The organism is Rothia sp. HMSC064D08 (genome assembly GCF_001809525.1).
Classification (GTDB): Bacteria; Actinomycetota; Actinomycetes; order Actinomycetales; family Micrococcaceae; genus Rothia; species Rothia dentocariosa.
In genome coordinates this window covers 486300-505947 of the sequence record NZ_KV797900.1, presented here as the reverse complement: position 1 = coordinate 505947, position 19648 = coordinate 486300, and the positions used below count along the sequence as shown (strand labels likewise).

Annotated in this window: 16 protein-coding genes and 1 pseudogene; 13 read left to right on the top strand and 4 right to left on the bottom strand. The window is 52.0% G+C overall.

The genetic code is table 11. The features are described 5' to 3' along the window. Positions 1-278: pseudogene (locus HMPREF2625_RS08935) on the top strand (hypothetical protein); the annotation flags it as partial. Between the two features lie 490 nt (positions 279-768). Here HMPREF2625_RS08935 and HMPREF2625_RS08930 read toward each other — a convergent pair. Then, on the bottom strand, positions 769-3672 hold the full coding sequence (locus HMPREF2625_RS08930; RefSeq protein ID WP_070524020.1) for an FAD-binding and (Fe-S)-binding domain-containing protein: 2904 nt from the start codon (positions 3670-3672) through the stop codon (positions 769-771). 311 nt (positions 3673-3983) lie between these two features. On the opposite strand from HMPREF2625_RS08930, the gene thrS reads away from it, so the two are divergent. From thrS to HMPREF2625_RS08915, 3 genes are all read left to right on the top strand, one after another. Next, positions 3984-6014, top strand: coding sequence for a threonine--tRNA ligase (gene thrS / locus HMPREF2625_RS08925; RefSeq protein WP_070524018.1), 2031 nt, complete (start codon positions 3984-3986; stop codon positions 6012-6014). A 110-nt stretch (positions 6015-6124) separates the two neighbouring features. Beyond that, positions 6125-7507, top strand: a complete 1383-nt coding sequence (locus HMPREF2625_RS08920) for an AAA family ATPase (RefSeq protein WP_070524016.1) — start codon at positions 6125-6127, stop codon at positions 7505-7507. Further along, on the top strand, positions 7507-8400 hold the full coding sequence (locus HMPREF2625_RS08915; protein ID WP_070524014.1) for a hypothetical protein: 894 nt from the start codon (positions 7507-7509) through the stop codon (positions 8398-8400). Before HMPREF2625_RS08920 ends, HMPREF2625_RS08915 begins: the two co-directional genes overlap by 1 nt. Positions 8401-8426: 26 nt before the next feature. On the opposite strand, the gene HMPREF2625_RS10825 is transcribed toward HMPREF2625_RS08915, so the two are convergent. The 3 genes from HMPREF2625_RS10825 to HMPREF2625_RS08905 form a co-directional block, all read right to left on the bottom strand. After that, positions 8427-8573: a winged helix-turn-helix domain-containing protein gene (locus tag HMPREF2625_RS10825; protein ID WP_256387842.1), complete on the bottom strand. Its 147-nt coding sequence runs from the start codon at positions 8571-8573 to the stop codon at positions 8427-8429. 11 nt (positions 8574-8584) lie between these two features. Continuing rightward, positions 8585-10366 (bottom strand): YncE family protein, encoded by a 1782-nt coding sequence (locus HMPREF2625_RS08910; RefSeq protein WP_070524012.1) that lies wholly within the window; start codon positions 10364-10366, stop codon positions 8585-8587. 226 nt (positions 10367-10592) lie between these two features. Continuing rightward, on the bottom strand, positions 10593-10901 hold the full coding sequence (locus HMPREF2625_RS08905) for a hypothetical protein (RefSeq protein ID WP_070524010.1): 309 nt from the start codon (positions 10899-10901) through the stop codon (positions 10593-10595). Positions 10902-10960: 59 nt separating this feature from the next. Between HMPREF2625_RS08905 and HMPREF2625_RS08900 the strand changes: the two genes are divergently transcribed. The 9 genes from HMPREF2625_RS08900 (at position 10961) to ruvA (ending at position 19558) form a co-directional block, all read left to right on the top strand. After that, positions 10961-11980, top strand: a complete 1020-nt coding sequence (locus HMPREF2625_RS08900) for a potassium channel family protein (protein WP_070524008.1) — start codon at positions 10961-10963, stop codon at positions 11978-11980. A gap of 48 nt (positions 11981-12028) precedes the next feature. Then, positions 12029-12598 (top strand): HIT family protein, encoded by a 570-nt coding sequence (locus HMPREF2625_RS08895; protein WP_013399145.1) that lies wholly within the window; start codon positions 12029-12031, stop codon positions 12596-12598. A gap of 387 nt (positions 12599-12985) precedes the next feature. Beyond that, the gene (locus tag HMPREF2625_RS08890) at positions 12986-13783 is read left to right on the top strand and encodes a DUF6318 family protein (RefSeq protein ID WP_239661858.1); all 798 of its coding nucleotides are present in this window, start codon (positions 12986-12988) and stop codon (positions 13781-13783) included. 57 nt (positions 13784-13840) lie between these two features. Next, positions 13841-14881, top strand: coding sequence for a DUF2797 domain-containing protein (locus HMPREF2625_RS08885; protein WP_070524006.1), 1041 nt, complete (start codon positions 13841-13843; stop codon positions 14879-14881). Positions 14882-15036: 155 nt separating this feature from the next. Continuing rightward, positions 15037-16323: a Mur ligase family protein gene (locus HMPREF2625_RS08880; protein ID WP_070524004.1), complete on the top strand. Its 1287-nt coding sequence runs from the start codon at positions 15037-15039 to the stop codon at positions 16321-16323. Then, the gene (locus tag HMPREF2625_RS08875; RefSeq protein ID WP_070524002.1) at positions 16323-17084 is read left to right on the top strand and encodes a type 1 glutamine amidotransferase; all 762 of its coding nucleotides are present in this window, start codon (positions 16323-16325) and stop codon (positions 17082-17084) included. Before HMPREF2625_RS08880 ends, HMPREF2625_RS08875 begins: the two co-directional genes overlap by 1 nt. A gap of 191 nt (positions 17085-17275) precedes the next feature. Next, positions 17276-18034, top strand: coding sequence for a YebC/PmpR family DNA-binding transcriptional regulator (locus HMPREF2625_RS08870; protein ID WP_041321796.1), 759 nt, complete (start codon positions 17276-17278; stop codon positions 18032-18034). A 117-nt stretch (positions 18035-18151) separates the two neighbouring features. After that, entirely contained in the window at positions 18152-18817 is a 666-nt protein-coding gene (gene ruvC / locus HMPREF2625_RS08865; protein ID WP_013399139.1) for a crossover junction endodeoxyribonuclease RuvC, read from the top strand. 120 nt (positions 18818-18937) lie between these two features. Continuing rightward, complete coding sequence (ruvA, locus tag HMPREF2625_RS08860; RefSeq protein WP_070524000.1) at positions 18938-19558, top strand: Holliday junction branch migration protein RuvA; 621 nt, start codon at positions 18938-18940, stop codon at positions 19556-19558. The last annotated feature ends 90 nt before the right edge of the window (positions 19559-19648 follow it).

Genomic DNA, 19648 nt, shown 5'->3' with positions numbered 1-19648 from the left:
ATGGTGGGCCGTGGCAGTTTTTCGGAACCGAGATCACCCGTATCAGCGAGCCGGTACTGGTACGGGTGTGGGAGTCTGAGGTGCATTCGGTGGGCAAGACCTGTACTGAGGACCCGGGAGCGAAAGGGTGCCCAGGTCATGCGGATGAGCCTGATGTTGGGAATCCGAATCCGCAGTTGCGTAAGGTGGATGTGTATACGGGTCAGCGGTGGCATTTGGATGATGTGGGGGTGGGGGATAGTGAGGGTCGGTTGCACCCGACCTGGCCCAACATGTAAACAGATTGTCAGTATATAAAGAGTAATACCTCACATATAAAAACTGTTTTATTGTACAGGAGAAAGTCTCGTATACCCCCTGTCGTAAAAATTAGTATGACACTACCAAAACGTTGATAAAAGGTTGAACTTTTCGCTAAACATAAAGATTTGGTTACAATTTCCGAATATCTTTGAAGTTCGCTTACAGATAAGGCTAATGTTAGAAGTGAGGTAGTTCTGAAGGGTTACCTTGGGCAACAAAACTTCCGGGTTGCTCTTATATCGCACCGCACAACACGATTATTAGCGATTTCGCTAAAAACGCTATGTCCTGAAGATTTAGCTCTGACGCTAGAAACAGGACATAGCGTTTTTGTATATCCGGGGGAGGCAGAATATAAACCGACTTCCCGAGCTGTCAAAATAAGAAGCATTACAAACATAGGGCTGTGGGTGCAGCATCTTGCGATGCCGCCCCACATCCCTACGGTTCTAACGGAGTAAAGCTTTACCGAGTGGCCCGCTCTAGAAGCTGCAGTACGTTCTGGAAGGTATGTCCGGTTGCTTCGGTCATACCCTGCTCACAGGTTCGGTTTGAGGACGCATACGCGGCGAACTCGTGCTCGTTTAGCTCAGCGGTCTCGGCACGGGTAGCGCTCTGCGTGAGCTCGGGGTGCAGCATGCCGCGATCACCCGCGTAACCACAGCATCCCCAATTCTTGGGAACGTATACCTGCTCGCTCATGGCGTTTGCAATCTTCTCGAACGCTGGCTGCACACCCAAGTGAGTCATCGAGCAGGTAGGGTGCAGTGCAAGCGACGGTAGGGGAGCCGATACCGTGAGCTTAGGCAACAGCGTATCGGCGGCAAACTGCACCGAGTCAATAAGTTTCAACTGAGCGTAATCGGCCTCGCCTGCCCCCAAACCCTGCGTGATTTTATGCTCCACAGCGGCTGCAACTTTCGCGCGCATCACCTCAAGGCCCTCAGTACATGAGGAAGCATCGCACACAATCGGGATGCGCCCGCCGTCGGTCGCCTGCCACAGTGCTTTGAGCACGCGGTCGCTCATAATTGAGTAGCCGTCTGTGTACCCCTTGGACTTCCACGGCGTGCCACAGCACATTTGGTCGATACCTTCGGGAACCCGGTATTTCACACCTGCGCGTTCGCAGAGGCGAATAAACGCCTGGGTCGCGTTCACCGGGTCGTGCTTACCTTCACCATCAACACCGCCGAACATGGCATTCACACAGGCAGGGAAGAACACGATATCGGGGGTTGCTTCCGCATGAGGCACACGCGGTGCGCCACCGGCAGAAAGCCCCTTCTTATAGGCGGGCACCATATCGTCACCGAAGAGTTTACGACCAATATCGGTGGCTCCGCGCACCACCGGGAATGGCAGCATTTTTGCGGCCGTGAGCGCTTTACCCGCCACTTTATCGATTGTGCCCCAGTGTTTCGAGGCGAATTTCCACCCGGCGGCGCCGAGCGCATCCTGGTTCTCAGCACGCAGGCGGCGTATCAAATCACCCGTATTGATCAGCACCGGGCAACGTGTAACGCACATACCGTCTACCGCGCAGGTATCCACACCGTAGTATTCATATTCTTGGCGTAAGCGTTCAGCAAGTTTACTATCACCATTAGCTTCTGCCGCAGCAATTTCGCGGCGCAGCACAATGCGCTGGCGCGGGGTCAGCGTCAAATCCTTAGACGGGCACACCGGTTCGCAGTACCCGCATTCCACACACCGATCAACTTCCTCTTCAACGGTTTCAGCAACCTTCAGATCGGTGGCATAATCGGTATCTTCGTCGGCAAGAACCACACCCGGATTCAAGAAACCCTTCGGGTCGATCAGGCGCTTAATTTCGCGCATAACCTCGAAGAGTTCGTCACCGAATTGGCGGCGTACAAACGGCGCCATAATACGCCCAGTTCCGTGCTCTGCCTTGAGTGAGCCGTCAGCATCCAGAATGAGCTGTACCATTTCCTCGGTGAACTCGCGGTACCGCACAAGCTGCTTGGCATCGCGGAACTGCTCGTTGAGCATGAAGTGAATATTGCCGTCTTTGGCGTGCCCGAAAATGACCGAGTCCTGGTAACCGTGGGCATCAAAGAGGGCGGTCAAATCGCGGCAGGTAGCACCAAGTACGTCCACCGGGACCACCACATCCTCAAGCAGCGCATTCGTGCCGGTTGGGCGGTTACCCGCAACCGTGGTGTACAGCCCGCGCCGTGCAGCCCAGAGCGCATTACGCTCAGAAAGTTTGCTGGTCATTTCGACCGGCGACACCACCGGGAGAGCATCAAACATAGGTGCGGCAGATGCGGCAAGATCGGTGAGCTCCTGCTCAGAGTTTCCCTGAAATTCCACAAGCAGAGCCGCATGATCACGCACATCAATAGCAGCAAGAGCCTCCGCCGCCTGCCCGGTACGCTGTGCTACGCGAATACTGGTGGCGTCCATGAGCTCAACTGTTGCCAGGTGGTTAGCCACAAGTTCGGGCACCGAACGGGTTGCGTCTAAGAGGTTATCGAACACGAGCAGACCGGTTGAAACGGACTTGAGTATGGGCAGAGTGCGGTAGGTTGCAGACGCCACGAACCCGAGTGTTCCTTCGGAACCGATCAGAAGGTGCTGCAGAATATCAACCGGGGTGCTGTAATCCAGCAGGGAGTTTACGCCGTAGCCCATAGTGTTCTTCATGGAGTATTGCTGGCGAATGCGCGCAACCGACTCCGGGTTTTCGGCCACGCGCTTGCGCAGACGCAGCAGTCCTTCGTGAATTTCGGGTTCGAGAGCGCGCAGGCGGTCATCGGCATCGGGCGCAGAAGTATCAATAACGGTTCCGCTGGGGAGCACGAACACCATAGATTCCAGCGTGTTGTAGGTGTTGAATTCGGTACCGGAAGACATGCCCGAGGAGTTATTGGCAACCACCCCGCCGATAGTGCATGCCGACCATGAGGCTGGGTCAGGCCCGAGCTTGTACCCGTAGGGCGCCAGCATATTATTGACCGCCATCACCGTGGCGCCGGGCTGAACGCGCACCCTCTTGCCGCCATCAAGCACCTCAATTTTCTTGAAGTTACGGCGGGTATCGACCATCAGCCCGTCCCCGCTTGCCTGACCGGATAGAGACGTGCCGCCCGACCGGAAGGTGAGCGGCAGGTTGAAGGCGCTGGCAGCACGGAAAATATCGGCGACCGCCTCCGCTGAATCGGGGCGTACGATTCCGGCGGGTACCAGCAGGTAATGCGAGGCATCATGTGAGATAGCGAGCCTGTCAATTTCTTTGACACTGGAATCGAGGGCGTGCGCGCGGGTTTCGGCGAGCATATGCTCAAGGGCGTTGGTGTAGGGGGAGTTCAGAGCTTCGGATGTATTGGATACAACTGTCATGGGCCTTAATCTCCTTACCGGTGTAGGCATAGTTCTCTTCCTATCCTTCCAGTATGTGCTTTTGCACACGTTATGTCTGCTTAGCTTTGGCTAGGCTTACACGCCGGAATACCCGTTTTGCTGAGGTATTATGACGGGAAACTATCGTTGATATTGTGTCTACCCTGAGCCGTTACCTGAAAATTTGCTGTGAACGCCGTAGAATGGTGATGTCCGTGCACCTGTACAGTGCGGATTAGTCTGCACGGCTGCGCCTATCCTGGCCCCGTACGCTGGGGGAGTAGGCCCCGTGCCTAACCTAAAGGAGACACATGTCTGCCGCTGAACTGTCAGCACCTATTAAGATCAGCGTATCCGGTGAGGAGCGCGAGGTTACTGCCGCCACCGCCGCTGAACTCTTTGCGGATAACGCGAAGATTGTGGTTGCCCGCGTGAATGGCACGCTGGTCGACCTTTCTCACAAGCTGTCTGAGGGCGATACCGTTGAGCCCGTTTTCATTGACGAACCTGATGGCTTGAATGTGCTGCGCCATTCAGCGGCGCACGTGATGGCGCAGGCGGTGCAAGAGTACCGCAAAGACGCCAAGCTGGGTATTGGTCCCTATATTACTGACGGCTTCTATTTTGATTTTGATGTGGCTGAGCCCTTCACGCCCGAGGATCTGAAGAAGATCGAGAAGTCGATGATTAAGATCATCAAGTCGGGTCAGCTGTTCCGCCGCCGCGTGGTGACCCATGCTGAAGCGGTTGAAGAGATGAAGAACGAGCCGTATAAGCTCGAGTTGCTTTCGCTCAGCCAAGGCCCTGGTTCGGGTGCTGATGCCGCCGAGGGCGCCTCAGTTGAGGTCGGTGCGGGTGAGATTACGATTTATGACAATGTGCACCCGAAAACCGGCGAGGTGCTGTGGAATGACCTGTGCCGTGGTCCGCACCTGCCAAATACTAAGCTGATTGCTAACGGTTACGCGCTCATGCGTGCCGGTGGCGCGTATTGGCGTGGTTCTGAGAAGAACCCCATGCTTCAGCGTATTTACGGTACCGCCTGGCCCACGAAGGATGAGCTGGTGGAATATAAGCACCGTATTGCTGAGGCTGAGCGCCGCGACCACCGCCGCCTGGGCAAGGAGCTTGACCTGTTCTCGTTCCCGAAGAATATTGGCCCCGGCCTTCCGGTGATTCACCCCAAGGGTGGCGTGATTAAGCGTGAGATGGAAGATTATGTGCGCGCCCGCCATATTGCTGAGGGTTTCCAGTACGTGAGCACCCCGCATATCTCAAAGGAAGACCTGTTCTATACGTCCGGGCATCTGCCGTATTATGCGGACGGCATGTTCCCGGCGATGGAGCTCGATAACGGCAACTACCGTTTGAAGGCTATGAACTGCCCCATGCATAACGAGATTTACCGTTCGCGTGGGCGTTCGTACCGTGAGCTGCCGCTGCGTTTCTTCGAGTTCGGCACCGTGTACCGTGACGAGAAGTCGGGCGTGCTGCAGGGCTTGACCCGTGTGCGCATGATTACGCAGGACGATTCCCACTCGTATGTGACGAAGGAGCAGGCACCCGATGAGGTGCGGCACCTGCTGAATTTCATGCTGAGCCTGCTGGAAGATTTCGGTATGACGGACTTCTACCTGGAGCTTTCGACCCGCGACACTGAGGGTGATAAGAGGGATAAGTTTATCGGCACCGATGAGCAGTGGGAGCAGGCTACCGCCGTGCTGGAGCAGGTGGCGAAGGAGACCGGTCTTGAGCTGGTGCCTGACCCGGGTGGGGCTGCGTTCTATGGACCGAAGATTTCGGTGCAGGCGAAGGATGCGATTGGCCGCACCTGGCAGATGTCTACCGTGCAGTATGACTTCAACCAGCCCAGCCGGTTTGGTTTGGAGTACCAGGCTGCGGACGGGTCGATTCAGGAGCCGGTGATGATTCACTCGGCCAAGTTCGGTTCGATTGAGCGCTTCCTGGGTGTGCTGACTGAGCACTATGCGGGCGCGTTCCCGGCATGGCTCTCACCGGTGCAGGTGATTTGTGTGCCTGTTGCGGAGGCTTTCAACAACTATATGACTGAGATTGCGGATAAGCTGCGTGAGCAGGGCGTGCGTGTTGAGGCCGATTACGGTTCGGACCGTTTTACAAAGAAGATTCGCACCGCCTCTACCGAGAAAGTGCCGTTTATCCTGATTGCTGGCGGCGAGGACGCGGAGGCTGGTGCAGTCTCATTCCGCTTCCGCGGCAACAAGCAGGAAAACGGTGTGCCCGTCAATGAGGCGGTGGCACGTATTGTCGACCACATTCGGAACAGGGTAAATGAAGACCCGAAGCCGAGGGGGGAGGAATAAGCTATTTCAGATGTAAGTGGAGGAAGATTATAGCCTGGATATCTTTATACTGAAATTCTAATTTACTAATAAAATGCACGTTAGTGCATACTCTAAAAGGAAGGGCAGGAATGGGAGACGTATTAAAAATTGAAGCTCATGGAGTCATTGATAGATACAGTTATATTATTAATTTTAGTGACATTCAAGATAATTTAAAAGCGTTGTATGCAGAAAATGGGCATGGAAAAACGAATTTATTAAAAGCTATTCGTTATATGTCTATTGCCGATAGTGAATCCATAGGTCAGCTTTTAATGGCTCCAGTACAATCTATTGAGATCGAGTCAAAAAAAGGCATAGTTAAATATATCCGAGAAGATCATTATAATGCTGTCTTTAAAATTATAAATAACACTGAGAGCGAGAGTAAGAGTCATAAATTTAATGTTTCAATATCTGATTTTCGTACAGCGCCTGGAGAGGATAATGAATTTATTATTATAAATAATGATATAAAAAATAGGTATACGGAACTCAAAGAGATGGTTGATGATATTATAGGAAATATAGAATTATTGGGAACAGATAGGCTATATCTTTCTGAAGAAGAGCATCAATTTAGGAAGTTCTATCGCTATAAAATGGCAAGGCAGCGTCAGAATATTATTTATAACCAAATTTCTATGAAAGATTCAGGTTTTAATTCAGGAATTACTGTCGAGACATCTTTAGATTCACTTGGTGAATTATATGAAAAAGATATACGGGATAAATCAACATTATCTCGAGGTGATCAAGGTGTGTATGCTAATTTTACCAGGAATATTCTGCAAAAAACTAGTGTCAGCAACAACAGTAGGAACCTGATATTTAATAGTGCACGAGACGCCCGTGAAGCTATCGATAAATATATTCATGAAATAAATGGAAGCGATGAACTTATTCGTAAATACAATTTAATTGATTTTAAGGAATATGATTCTGTTCAGAACTTAATATCAAGCGCAAGTCCTGTTAATAAGAGTGAGTTTAAATATGTAGCTCCATTTTTGTTACCTTACTTGGAGAACCTTAGTGAAAGAATGTCTGAAATTTTACCCACTGCAGAAAAGATTAATATATTTGTTGAGGCAATAAATACATTATTAGGAGATATACGTATATCTTACTCATTAAATGCTGGATTTAAATTGCATAAATTAAAGAGTTCAGGCCGGGAAGAACTCGGCAGCGAAATTGATCCTGGATTATTATCCAGCGGTGAGAAACATATAATTCTACTTCTAGCAAATGTAGCACTCGCCTCTTCACAAAACAGCATGATGCTTATGATTGATGAGCCAGAAATATCACTAGGAATTCAGTGGCAGAAAGTTTTAGTAAAATACATACGGGATCTTACCAGGGAATCGGATTTTCAGGTAATTTTGGCAACACATTCTCCGATTATTCTTGAGGATTATATGGATGAAGATATTATTGTTAGTCATGAGTCTGAGGAATTAGTCTAATGTATTCATATAGAAATGCCTATAATAGGGAGCGTGTTGATGCGCTCGTAGCACGTTCTCGAGATTCTAGCTCAATAAGAGTAATGGAGATATGTGTTGAGGGAAAAGATGATGTTGATTTTTATGAAAGATGGATTACCTCTATTAAAAGTCTGATATCATCTAAGACAGTTATTCGTGTTAAAGAGATAAAAAATATTGTTGGGTCTTATCCTAATATTGATGAAGCTGTAGGAAACTGTGATCTTGTCGTTCAAATTGCTCAAGTCGATAAAGACAAGAATAGACTTTTTATCAGAGATAGAGATCTGCTTGAGGATAAAGATTTAGTCTGCGCAAATAACTTATTTTATACAGATTACCCAGCTATTGAAAGCTATCCTTTTACAGAGGAATCTTTTAATTTATTTAATAAAGCAGTATATTCAGGGGATTATAAAGATATTGATATTCGTTATAAATATTCACTTCATTTTCTATTTTCCATGTATTTCTTACGGTTATCAAATAAGGGAAATAAGGGTACAGTGAAACTTGAAATCGATCAACTCAGGAAAAAATATGGGTCTTATTTTAAAGACGGATATTTCAGGATTGAAGATTTCTATCAGCACAACGACCCAGATATCAAAAATTCTGTAGATGATGTGTTGAATAAACTAAATAAAAAAGAAATTGATGCTAGAAAATATATCTATTCTCATGACACTGAAGATATATTAAATTTTTTGTTTGCAATGGATAAAGATTTTCTAAAATCTATGAAGGCTCCACCTTTTAAAGGGAGGCATATTATAGACTGGATGTTAAAAAAGTTTATAGATGATAGGTTATGGGAGCAAGAACTGATGTTTCAAGGTATTATTAACAGATATATACTTTCTGAAAATTAGTGATTTAGGATATTGCATTGAAATTATTACGGTGAATCAACCGCACCCCACAATTTCAGATAGGTTAAACTCCATCCGATACGGTCCAGATAAACGGTACGCTTACCATTTGGTAGTATAACTTTCTGCTGCTCTTCAGACAGCTTGGCAAGACCTGCCGCAGAGCTATAAATTTCTTTAGTGGTCAGACCGTTTCAGATACTCCACCACCCACCGGCGGGTAACCGACGAACGGCAGCTGCACCGGAATTGTCTCTGTAGGCGATGGCGGAACGCAGTACTGCATCTGCAGATTATCGTGACTCTCCACCACCCGCACCGTTACCGTTGCTGCCTGCGCGGGAGCGCTATCTGTAGCCTCCGATTCGACGGTGATTGTGTGCTCTTCGCCAGGCTGCCAATCCTGGGGAATATGCGCCTCCGCCACAAAATACGTATCAAGAGCCAGCTGCTTACCCGTAACCTCTGCGACAGATTCGCCATCAAACTTCACCGTTAACCGTGTGGGAACCTTCAAACCCGGGAAATACGGCGGAACATCCGGGTGCTTCTTCTCACCAGCAGACCAGCCCACGCCCGAAAGCTCAACACTCTCACCGGGCACAACCGCGGCGGGAGCCCCAAGCGTCGAACCATCCTCACTGCTCGCTATCGTGAACGGAACATCCGCAGGGCGAGACTCCACATGCCCAGGCTGACTACCGGCATCGTGCACCGTAATCTTCGTCAGAGCATCCGCATGAATAGGCACAGAAACACCCGAATGCACGTCTGCACTGGCTGACGAGAACTCACCCGTAAGAGCATCAATATGAAAATCAACCGTCACATTCGGGTAATCGCCCGCCTTATCAAGCACCATCACAGAACCATCAAGCAACAACGTCAAGTGATTAATCCTCGCCGAAGAAACCCGCACCTGCCCCAGCACGGCACCGCTGCGGGCATCAATCACCGCCACGGTTCCGCCACTAGGTTCCGTTGTGTGAACTGTACCGAAATCGCCCAGATAAATAAGGTCACGAGAATCATCAACCACCATATCGGTCGGGTTCACTCCGTACCGTATAAACCGCTTAAACTCGCCGGTACCCTGATCGAGCACCTGAATGCCCGCATTCTTGCCCTCAAAGCCCTGAGTCGAAACATAAATCTCGCCCAAAGAACTATTGACCCCCACCGCATGCACCTTTACACGGGTAAAATGCGGTACATCCCCAGCGGGCACGTGCAGAGTGCGCACCACAGCGTTCGCTACCGGGTCTATCTCATAGACGGTATCCAGATAGTAGTCAGTCGCGTAAAGGTGCCCGGTCAGCCGATCATACCCGAAGGTAAGCGGGTGCGTAAGCCGCCCCGGAGTCGGGTCAATCTTCTGAACCTCATAGGTGGCGGTATCAATCACCCACACTCCACCCATACCCGTAACAAAGGCCTTGCCGGTCTTGGTGTCTACATAAACCTCGCGGGGATGCGTAATATCTTGCTCGAACAGCCCCTTCGCGGGATCATAACTAGTCCACAGCGGCTTAAGAGTCCCGTGTTCCAAAGCGTCTTGGCGGTACACCGAGACACAATACGAACCGGCATCGGTCACCCACAGCGTGCCGTGCTCATCATCAACATCTATGCCGAAAGCGCCCCGGAACTGGTACTGCCCGGCAAGGTTTGGGTGAACCTCGGCGGCAACAGGCATTTTCGCGGTTGCCTCAATCTCCAAAGTATGCGGGTTCACGCGGGCAATCGTCGCCACCGTTGAACCGTGCTCCGGAGTGATATTGAAAATACCGGTCACATAGAGCTTGTCGGTCTTCGCCGAATACGCTGAGAGGTATTCACCGGGCAAACCCTGATTCTGCTTTGCCTCAATCTCAATAGAACGGTAGGTACAATCCTCTGCTGTAGAATTTTCTTCCAGATGCGGCTTGTGCGGGGTCTGCTGTTTTTCCGGGATAGGGTAAGGCATTCGCCGATCCTTAACTATGGTTGATAGGCTGCATAGCCTGCACTAGTGACCTGCCCTGTGCGGTAAAACCTTACGGTGTGGCGAGCACTCAGCGGACTATTGGTTTCTCAGACTAGCAGGGGCGCTTTGCCGTGACTAGAGGTTTGTTAGATATTACTCGACGGCTTCTGACAGAGTAATCTGTGCAAACCTATGTTCCCGGAGCTAAAACCGCTCTGAGTAGAGTCTAGAAACGGCGGGGGAGTGTGGAACGAATCTGCCTTAACTCTGCCTTCAGCTCGTCCGGAATACGGCGTGACTCGATAGCCTTTGTGAGCGCCATGCGAAGTGTCACCGCTGGTAAACCTGACGAATCGGTGCTGCCGGAACTATCGGCGAGCGCGAACCAGGGGAGAGCTGCACATTCTTGGCGAGCCAGCGCCTCCGCAAAATACCAGGCCACAGCAACCCGAACATAGTACTCTTCAACGTCAGGCTTGCAGCGTCCACAGATACCTGCAGAAAACCGATATGATGGCTGTAGAAAGGTTCGCACGGGAGCCGACAATTCGCGGCAGACCTGCTTCAACGAAGAGCATGTAAGGACTGGGCAGTATGGCAGAGGCAAACGGTACAGAAACACCACACACCCGTACCGTACTCGAGCCTGAGAACACCGCCTTCGCCGATACCCCAGCTAACCGCCCGCACAATGAGCGCCGCCCTAAGATTACCCGCGGCGAAGAAGGACTCACCGAATGGGAGCGCCGCACCGATAAACCGCTTTTTATTGCCTCTCTCCTGTACCTTGTTGCCTACGCTGCACCCATTGTGAGCACACGCATTAGCGCACCACTTGACGGCATCCTCAATATTTTTCAAATGATACTGTGGGCGCTTTTCGCGGTTGATTATTGTGTGCGTCTCTACCTAGCGCCCCGGCGCATCTACTTCTTCACGCACAACCTGATGAACCTCGCCATTGTGCTTCTGCCAGCCTGGCGTATTGTGAGTTTCTTGGCGATGCTTCACATGACCGCCAACCGCCAATACAAGCTGCTCTCAGAACTGGCCGTTAAACTCTTCGGGTATACACTGATCTTCGTGATCATGGCGGCCCTCGCTATCTTCTCCATTGAGCAAGGTGCCCCAGGTGCCCTCATCAAAGATATCTGGACGGCGTACTGGTGGACTCTCGCAACACTGGCGACTGTGGGCTATGGCGACGTATACCCCGTGACCGTACCCGGCAGGGTTATTGCCGTGGTTGTCATGATTTACGGGGTTGGCCTGTTCGGCGTGATTACCGGTGCGCTTGCTACCTGGGTGATCGAAAAAATTAGCGGAGTCACTGAAGAAGACCACGCTGCAACGAAAGCCGATATTGAGGCACTTCACGCCGAAATCGCTGAGCTGAAAGCTATGCTCGCCATCCGTATGGGCGACGGCACGGTACACCATCCACCCGAAGAACTTACACAAGAGTTTCTTGCCTCTCACCGCAATCTTGCCACTGATAACGAAGAAGACGATCACGAGCCCGAACAACCAATGGAACTGCTGGAAGAGACTAAACAGACGCTCACGGTGATTCGTCAGAAGATCGCGGTGCGCCTGGGGCGTGATTCAGATTAGAGCGCACGTGAGCCGCTCGCGGAGTTAAATATACGGTTTAATAGGGATATGAGCGAAAACCAGAATGCCCAGAACACGAACGTCACCGATGACTTCGAGCTGCCCGGTGTGCCCGATGCGTTCCAGCGGCTCTGGACACCGCATCGTACCGCTTATGTGAGCGGTGGGCAGCAGGATCATACTGAGAAAACCTGCCCATTCTGCACGGCTCCTTCGCGCAGCGATGAAGAATCGCTCATTGTTTATCGTGGAGAGCACGCCTTCGCTCTGCTCAACCTGTACCCCTATAACCCGGGGCATTTGCTCATCTGCCCCTACCGCCATATTCCTCTGTACGATCAGGCAAATGAGGAAGAAACTCTCGAAATGGCACGCCTGACTCAGCGTGCAATGCGGGTTTTGCGCGAAGTTTCCCATAATGACGGGTTCAATATAGGCATGAATCAGGGCAAAGTCGGGGGAGCGGGTATAGCTGATCACCTGCATCAGCATATTCTTCCTCGCTGGAGCGGTGACACCAATTTTCTGCCCATTATCGCCCACACGAAAACCATGTCTCGAACCCTTGATGACATGCGCCAGATTATCGCCGACGGGTTCGCTCGCATGCCCTCATAGCCCCGCCTGAACGTTTCCGACAGTTATGTTACTTTGAGGGGTCATGAAACATTCACGTTAAACCGCGTATGCAGGTATACTTCATGAGTGTTCCTGAAGTCTTAACGCGACGTAAAAATACGCTCGTGACCTGCTCTTTAATCGCAAAATTGCTCTTGAAATCCTCCACACTAAACCATCATCTGGTACATTAATGCTTTTAGCGTGTGCATGTGGCAGGATAGAGATAGCAACATCACCGCTTGAAGCGCTCTTCCGGCTTCAACATTAACCGCATACCAACCACTCTCGAAAGCTGGTTTGTTGATGACAACATCCGCCGCTGGGTACAAGCGTACCCTTTTATCTCTCGCTCTCACGGGCTGCATTCTAGCTACGCCTGGATGCGTGGCATCCTCCCCTATGAGCCACAGCGGCGGAAATTCCACGGCCTCTGAGGACAATCGAAACTCCTATGACGACGCCAGCGGCAACCCGACGCCAACAGCAGAACCTTCCCCCGCTAAGATCAAGCCCAGCGGGCCTGCACTCTTGCCCAGCGGCGCACAAGCACCCCTGACACCCAGTGAACAGAACCGTTATGACAACGGAGAATTTGTTGCGGCTACCGAAGAGCACCCCGCGTATAACGTTCACGAGCCTGAATTCGACCCTAAAGTCAAAGAACAGGGTATTGAAGGGCCAGAAACGTTGCTTAAACGTCTCGCAAAATTCCATGAGTATGAGATTCTTACGAACCACGAAATGACTGATGAAGAGTCGCTGCAATTCTTCACCAAAGACTATAAATTTACCGAGCGTCCTTCAACGTTTGACACCCGCACCCCCGAAGACCGCGGGGATACGCCCGAAGAGTCCATGAAGTTTGACGATATGACCTCGGCGGGATATTGGCCCGTAAATCCACTCTATAAGGTAGAGATTCTAAGCTCGGAAAAAGTTGGTTCTGGGGACTCTGCCGAATGGGTGGTAACGTATTCCTACAAACGCAACCGCTACGCCTGGTATAACGAAGAAAGCCTGCAAAACAACAAAATCTACCGCAACCGCGGTATGAACCGAGAAATGAAAGCCACGTTCGTCTATGTGAAGGGCGAAGGCTGGAAAATTAAAGAACTCGAAGTTTTGAAGAAGCTCTCCGTCTCGCTCAGCAGCGACGAATTCTTCAAGAATGAGGAGTACTAGCCTCAGAAGAAAACGGCAGCTCTATTCGCGTGTGAAAGGCAGGGTTACACTGAACGTATGAGGTACCCTAACCTGCTGGACTCAATTTTTGATGTTTCCACAGCAGCCGAACACGCACATGCCCTTATCTGGCGTGATGTGCAGTGGCGTGAAAGGCAGCCTTTTCTACGCCTTGAATCCGTGGTGTTGGCGGATGCCTCAGGCAGCACAAGCGTAAAACCCAGCGGCGATGTTATGACCGTTCCCGTGACTCCGGGCGCGTTTCTTGGACTTCGGCTCGCGCTAGACGGCACCGGGAACCTCCAAAAGTTCTGCGCCGGATACACACGCGGCAATACAGAAACCGGGCAGATACAGCGTGTAGCGTGCCCACAGGGAAACCGCCTAGAGAGCGGGAAACAATGCGAATATTGCGCCGCGCATGACGAGTTCACGGCTCTGCATACCGCGCATCTTTACGCGGGAACGCTGACCCCCGGAATGCGCGCCTACGCACAGCAACCCCACAGGCTTTATATCGCCACTTTTCCTGACGGAAGCTCTAAAGTCGGCACCAGCTCGCAAAGCTCAACACCGCGTCGTCTGGATGAGCAGGCCGTCGCCACAGCAACCTATATAGCCCAGGCGCCCGATGGGTTGCTAATTCGTGAAGCTGAGGATGCGGTAACTCGCATCGCCAATATTCCGCAGGTCAAACAGGTAGCGAGTAAATACCGAGCTTGGACTGAGCCGCTACCCGGGGCTCAACTGCGGGCGGCGCATCAAAACACAGTGGAGCGCGCACATAAAGCGCTTACCGAATCTGGGCTATTAACGCAGCTTACCGCCCTAGATGAATCCTGGGTTCCCTCCGTGGCAATGAACCGCCCTTACGCGGCGTTGCGTGCGCAAAACCCGGAACCACTTGACGCATTCCCCAGCATCCTCAAAACCCGCGAAGCAGGTTTCTTCTGCACCGGAGCCGCAGGAAAATTCATGACCGCTCACGTTGGAGACCCGGATGCCGCCGTGCTGATCAACACCGCAGAACTCGCTAACTATGTGGTGGAACCGACGGATACTCTCAGCGCCGTCACGGTACAGACCTCGCTTTTCTAGGTCGTCGTGTTCAAAACTCTCTGAGGGGACCTTATACAGAGGAATATCGTTGCATGCTTAGTGCTTATAGCAGGGGAGCGGTATCCAGCCCGGTGTATAGCCGGTGCTGCGTTGCGAAGAACCCTCGCACAGGAATACACCACAAACGGTATAGAATGGTGAACATGTCAAAACCCCTAATTCGCCTTCTCGGACAGGGCATTCGCTACGCCAGCACGCTACGCGGCGGCGGATCAGCATTCCCCGGTCTCGTGATGGAAAAACTACACCCACGATTTGTTGCCGAAGAACTCGCCAAACTGCCCTATGGCGTCGTCGTCGTTTCGGGAACCAACGGCAAAACAACCACCACCAAAATGGCTGTGCAGCTCCTCGAAGCACAGGGACTCAAAGTCTTCACCAACCGCACTGGATCAAACTTCGTGCGCGGTGTGGCGGCGGCACTGCTCGGAGCTATGGACCTTAGCGGCAAACTCGACGCAGACATTGCCGTACTAGAACTTGATGAAGCCCACGCCGTGCACTTCGTCAAAGCCGTCAAACCAAACTACGCATTGCTACTGAACGTGCTGCGAGACCAGCTCGACCGATTCGGCGAAATTGACACAACCCGCCGCATGCTCTCCACTGTAGCTGAAGCCACCACCGACACCGTGGTGCTCAACCGGGAAGACCCGCGCATCCTCTCGCTTGCTCAATCCGTAAAAACCGGAACAAACATCAGCTACTTTGGGCTCAACGAAACGCTGCGTTCCTTCTTCCCCTCGGATGACGAAATGCGCGCCGGAATCAATAACAACCGCGGCAAACTGCCCTCCGCAGACGTTACCCTCACCGCGTTCTCAGGTACCAGCGCAACCTTCGATCTCGCCGGTGAAACCTGCGAAGGAAACATCAACCTCTACGGTATTTACAATATCTACAATGCCGCCGGTGCCATTGCCCTCACCCGTGTGGTTCTGGGCGAAAAACTCAACAAACAAGCCCTTATTGACGAACTCGCTAAAATCACCCCGGCATTCGGTCGCGGCGAAACCCTCAACATCAATGGCCGCCCGCTGCAGCTTCTGCTTGTTAAGAACCCCAGCGGATTCCGCCTCTCACTCGCCAGCGCAAGCGCAGACGACTACGCCACCATGATCACCATCAACGACCAATATGCAGACGGCCGTGATGTCTCCTGGCTATGGGACGTAGACTTCGACTCGCTGAGTGACACCGGTGTAGACATGGTCTCAGGGGTACGCGCCTGGGATATGGCGCTGCGCCTTGAACACGACGGTGTACGAGTAGATGACGTCAACGAAAACCTCAGCGAAGCCCTTAGGAAATTCATCACCACCAGCGGCGACGCACCCATGCGAATCTTCTGTACCTACACCGCAATGCTCGCCCTACGCGAAGAGCTCACCAAATTCACCGACGTCGAAAGGGTTTCGTAATGACCCACACCATTGCAGGAGAACCGGTTTCAAGCCCTAATAACGGCAAAACCCTGCGTATCCTTCAGCTATACCCCAAAGACATGAATATATACGGGGACTGGGGAAACACTCTAGCGCTGGCACGCCGCGCACACGCCCACGGGTTCGACGTTGAAATTCTCGACTACAACCCTGGAGATACCTTCCCCGACGACATCGATATTATTATCGGAGGCGGCGGCCAAGACTCCGGACAAACCGTAATTCAAGAAGACCTGCACGCCATAGGAGCCAAGCTCAAAAAGAATGCAGAAGACGGCATGCCCATGCTCGTGATCTGCGGGCTCTACCAGCTCTTCGGCAAAGAATTCCGCACCCACGAAGGCGAAACCCTCAAAGGTATCAACATCTTTGATGCTTACACGGTCGGCGGCAACGAACGTCTGATTGGCAACATCGTTGAAGACTCACAAGAATTCGGCACCATCGTGGGATTTGAAAACCACTCGGGACTAACCTACCTCGGCGCAGGATGCGAGCCCCTGGCAACCGTGACCAAAGGCGTAGGGAACAACTCGACAGATCATCACGAAGGCGCTCGCGTGCATAACGTGGTGGGTACTTATCTGCACGGTTCGCTTCTGCCGAAGAACCCGAAGATTTCGGACTACCTGATTGAGGCGGCAGCACAACGCAAATATGGGGAGTTCACCCCTGAAAAAATTGATGACTCGATGGTCGAAAAAGCGCGCGCATCCGCCATGAAACGCCCCCGCTAGGGCAGGTACCCGCCACAACATCCAAAACAAGTCGCGGGGTGCACACCAAAACTTTGACGGTATGCACCCCGCGAAACGCAGGTATGAAACTATCCGAGAACCGCGCGAAACCGGTATAGTGTAAAAGTATTGTGACGTGGCAACAGGGCAAGTACGCCGCCACGGGCGAAGAAGAGACAAGGGAGATACGAATGTCGGGTCACTCTAAATGGGCCACTACAAAGCATAAGAAAGCCGCAATTGACGCTAAGCGTGCAAAGGCTTTCGCAAAATTCATTAAAGCTATTGAAGTTGCGGCTCGTATGGGCGGCGCAGATATTTCTGGTAACCCCGCACTCGACCTAGCCGTCTCCAAAGCAAAGAAAAACTCTGTACCCAACGACAACATTGACCGCGCTATTAAGCGTGGCGCTGGGCTCACCGGCGAAACCATCGATTACACCGAGATCCTATACGAAGCTCGCGGGCCTCAGGGCACCGCACTCTACATCGAGTGCCTTACCGACAACCGTAACCGTGCGGCGTCAGATGTTCGCCTGGCAGTCACCCGTAACGGCGGCACCATGGCAGATCAAGGTTCGGTCGCCTTCCTCTTTGAACGCAAGGGCGTTGCCGAAGTTACCAAGACCGACGGTCTGACCGAAGACGATGTCCTTATGGCTGTGCTTGACGCAGGTGCCGAAGAAGTACTCGACGAAGGCGATGTCTTCACGGTTGTATCCGCTCCCACTGACCTGCCTGAAATCCGCAAAGCACTGGATGAAGCGGAACTCGACTACAATAACGACGACCCCGTATTCCGCCCCACCATGCAGGTAGATCTCGACCTCGAAGGCGCTAAGAAATTCCTCAAACTTGCAGACGCCATCGAAGAACTCGACGACGTGCAGAACGTATACTCCAACGCCAACGTCTCTGCCGACGTCATGGAACAGCTAGAGGCAGAGTAAAAGCCTTTTATTCCTCATGCCCGAGCACGGTTACGATACGGTACCAAACACCGGCATCGCAGCCACTCGGGCATGAACTATATACACAGCCCCGCAGCGCAACAACGAAAGAGGACCATGAACGCATCTACGCAAGAAAACCATCCTCTTCGCAATGAGCCGCGCTCTGCTGGCGCCACCCGCATTATGGGTGTAGATCCGGGGCTTACCCGCTGTGGGCTTAGCATGATTGACATGACCGCCAATCGCAAAGCCAGCTTCATTAACGTGGGGATCGCGGGAACCGCCGCCGCTGAGCCTCTTGATGAGCGTATTCTGCGGATTTTTACCGTTACGCAAACCTGGCTTGATACCTATCAACCTGATGCTCTTGCTATTGAACGCATTTTTGCGCAGGAGCAGGTCAATACGGTGATTGGTACGGCCCATGCCTCTGGGGCGGTTATTTCTGCCGCGGCAGTACGCGGCATTCCGGTCTTCTTTCATACGCCTTCTGAAGTGAAAGCTGCCGTTACCGGCTCGGGGCGTGCAGATAAAGCCTCGGTCGGTCGTATGGTTACCAAGATTTTGGGGCTGGAAAAAATTCCTAAACCCGCCGATGCAGCAGATGCTTTAGCGATCGCAATCTGTCATGGCTGGCGCGGTGGCGGCATTGGTTCTGGCATTAATATGTCAGCGAATACGCAGACTCACCAGGGGTCACGCCCCGTGCGTGCACAGCATGCGAAGCTGACACCAGCACAACGAATCTGGCTTGAAGCTGAGGCAAAGACACGACGCTAAACTTATATCGGAAATATTTTCGATAAAGATTGCTATAAACTGTACATTCAGAAAAATATTCTAATATACTGGATGATGGCACCCTCGTTGGCAGGGTCAAGGTAACAAGAGAGGGAAAAGATGATTGCGTCGTTAACGGGGCATGTAACCTATGTAGGGCTAGAGAGCGCAATTCTTGATGTCAATGGGTTTGGTATGCTCGTTCGGGCCACAGCACGTACCCTCTCAAATCTGCGCACGGGATCGACTGCAACCTTGTTGACCTCTATGATCGTGCGCGAAGACTCCATGACTCTCTACGGGTTTGCAGAACCTGCAGAGCGAGAGGTCTTTGAGATGATGCTCTCGGTTTCGGGGATTGGCCCGCGTATCGCCCTTGCCGTCTTGAGCGTGCATACTGCCACCGAGGTTGAGCGAGCCGTTGCAACCGGCGATGATAAAGCCTTTACCAAAGTTCCGGGGATCGGGCCGAAAAGTGCGCGGCGTATTGTGCTAGAACTGGCTGGTAAACTCATTTTGAGTGAAGGTCAGGCCGAAGAAAACGCTCCCGCCCAGGGCATCGCGTGGAAGCCCCAGGTTATGGATGCGCTCACCTCTTTAGGGTGGAGCGAAAAAGACGCAGATGCCGCAATCGACGCTTACGTGCAGCATAACCCAGCTGCAGAAAAGGAAGCCGTGGGCGTTGCTCTGCGAGGGGTACTTGCCTCTCTGGGAGCACAGAATACGGTGGGGCGGCATTAGCGGTACGCTATGTCGTGGGTTAAGAAGACTTGGTGTTCTCTTCCATAAAGGACGATATTGTGACTCAGAATCCATACGATAACGCTACAT

Bases quoted from the DNA above. Each gene is read 5' to 3' on its own strand.
- HMPREF2625_RS08885 (WP_070524006.1), top strand. From the start codon at position 13,841: ATGAGGTACCCTAACCTGCTGGACTCAATTTTTGATGTTTCCACAGCA.
- HMPREF2625_RS08900 (WP_070524008.1), top strand. From the start codon at position 10,961: ATGGCAGAGGCAAACGGTACAGAAACACCACACACCCGTACCGTACTC.
- HMPREF2625_RS08895 (WP_013399145.1), top strand. From the start codon at position 12,029: ATGAGCGAAAACCAGAATGCCCAGAACACGAACGTCACCGATGACTTC.
- ruvC (WP_013399139.1), top strand. From the start codon at position 18,152: ATGAACGCATCTACGCAAGAAAACCATCCTCTTCGCAATGAGCCGCGC.
- thrS (WP_070524018.1), top strand. From the start codon at position 3,984: ATGTCTGCCGCTGAACTGTCAGCACCTATTAAGATCAGCGTATCCGGT.
- HMPREF2625_RS08920 (WP_070524016.1), top strand. From the start codon at position 6,125: ATGGGAGACGTATTAAAAATTGAAGCTCATGGAGTCATTGATAGATAC.
- HMPREF2625_RS08870 (WP_041321796.1), top strand. From the start codon at position 17,276: ATGTCGGGTCACTCTAAATGGGCCACTACAAAGCATAAGAAAGCCGCA.
- HMPREF2625_RS08880 (WP_070524004.1), top strand. From the start codon at position 15,037: ATGGTGAACATGTCAAAACCCCTAATTCGCCTTCTCGGACAGGGCATT.
- HMPREF2625_RS08875 (WP_070524002.1), top strand. From the start codon at position 16,323: ATGACCCACACCATTGCAGGAGAACCGGTTTCAAGCCCTAATAACGGC.
- HMPREF2625_RS08930 (WP_070524020.1), bottom strand. From the start codon at position 3,672: ATGACAGTTGTATCCAATACATCCGAAGCTCTGAACTCCCCCTACACC.
- HMPREF2625_RS08915 (WP_070524014.1), top strand. From the start codon at position 7,507: ATGTATTCATATAGAAATGCCTATAATAGGGAGCGTGTTGATGCGCTC.
- HMPREF2625_RS08910 (WP_070524012.1), bottom strand. From the start codon at position 10,366: ATGCCTTACCCTATCCCGGAAAAACAGCAGACCCCGCACAAGCCGCAT.
- ruvA (WP_070524000.1), top strand. From the start codon at position 18,938: ATGATTGCGTCGTTAACGGGGCATGTAACCTATGTAGGGCTAGAGAGC.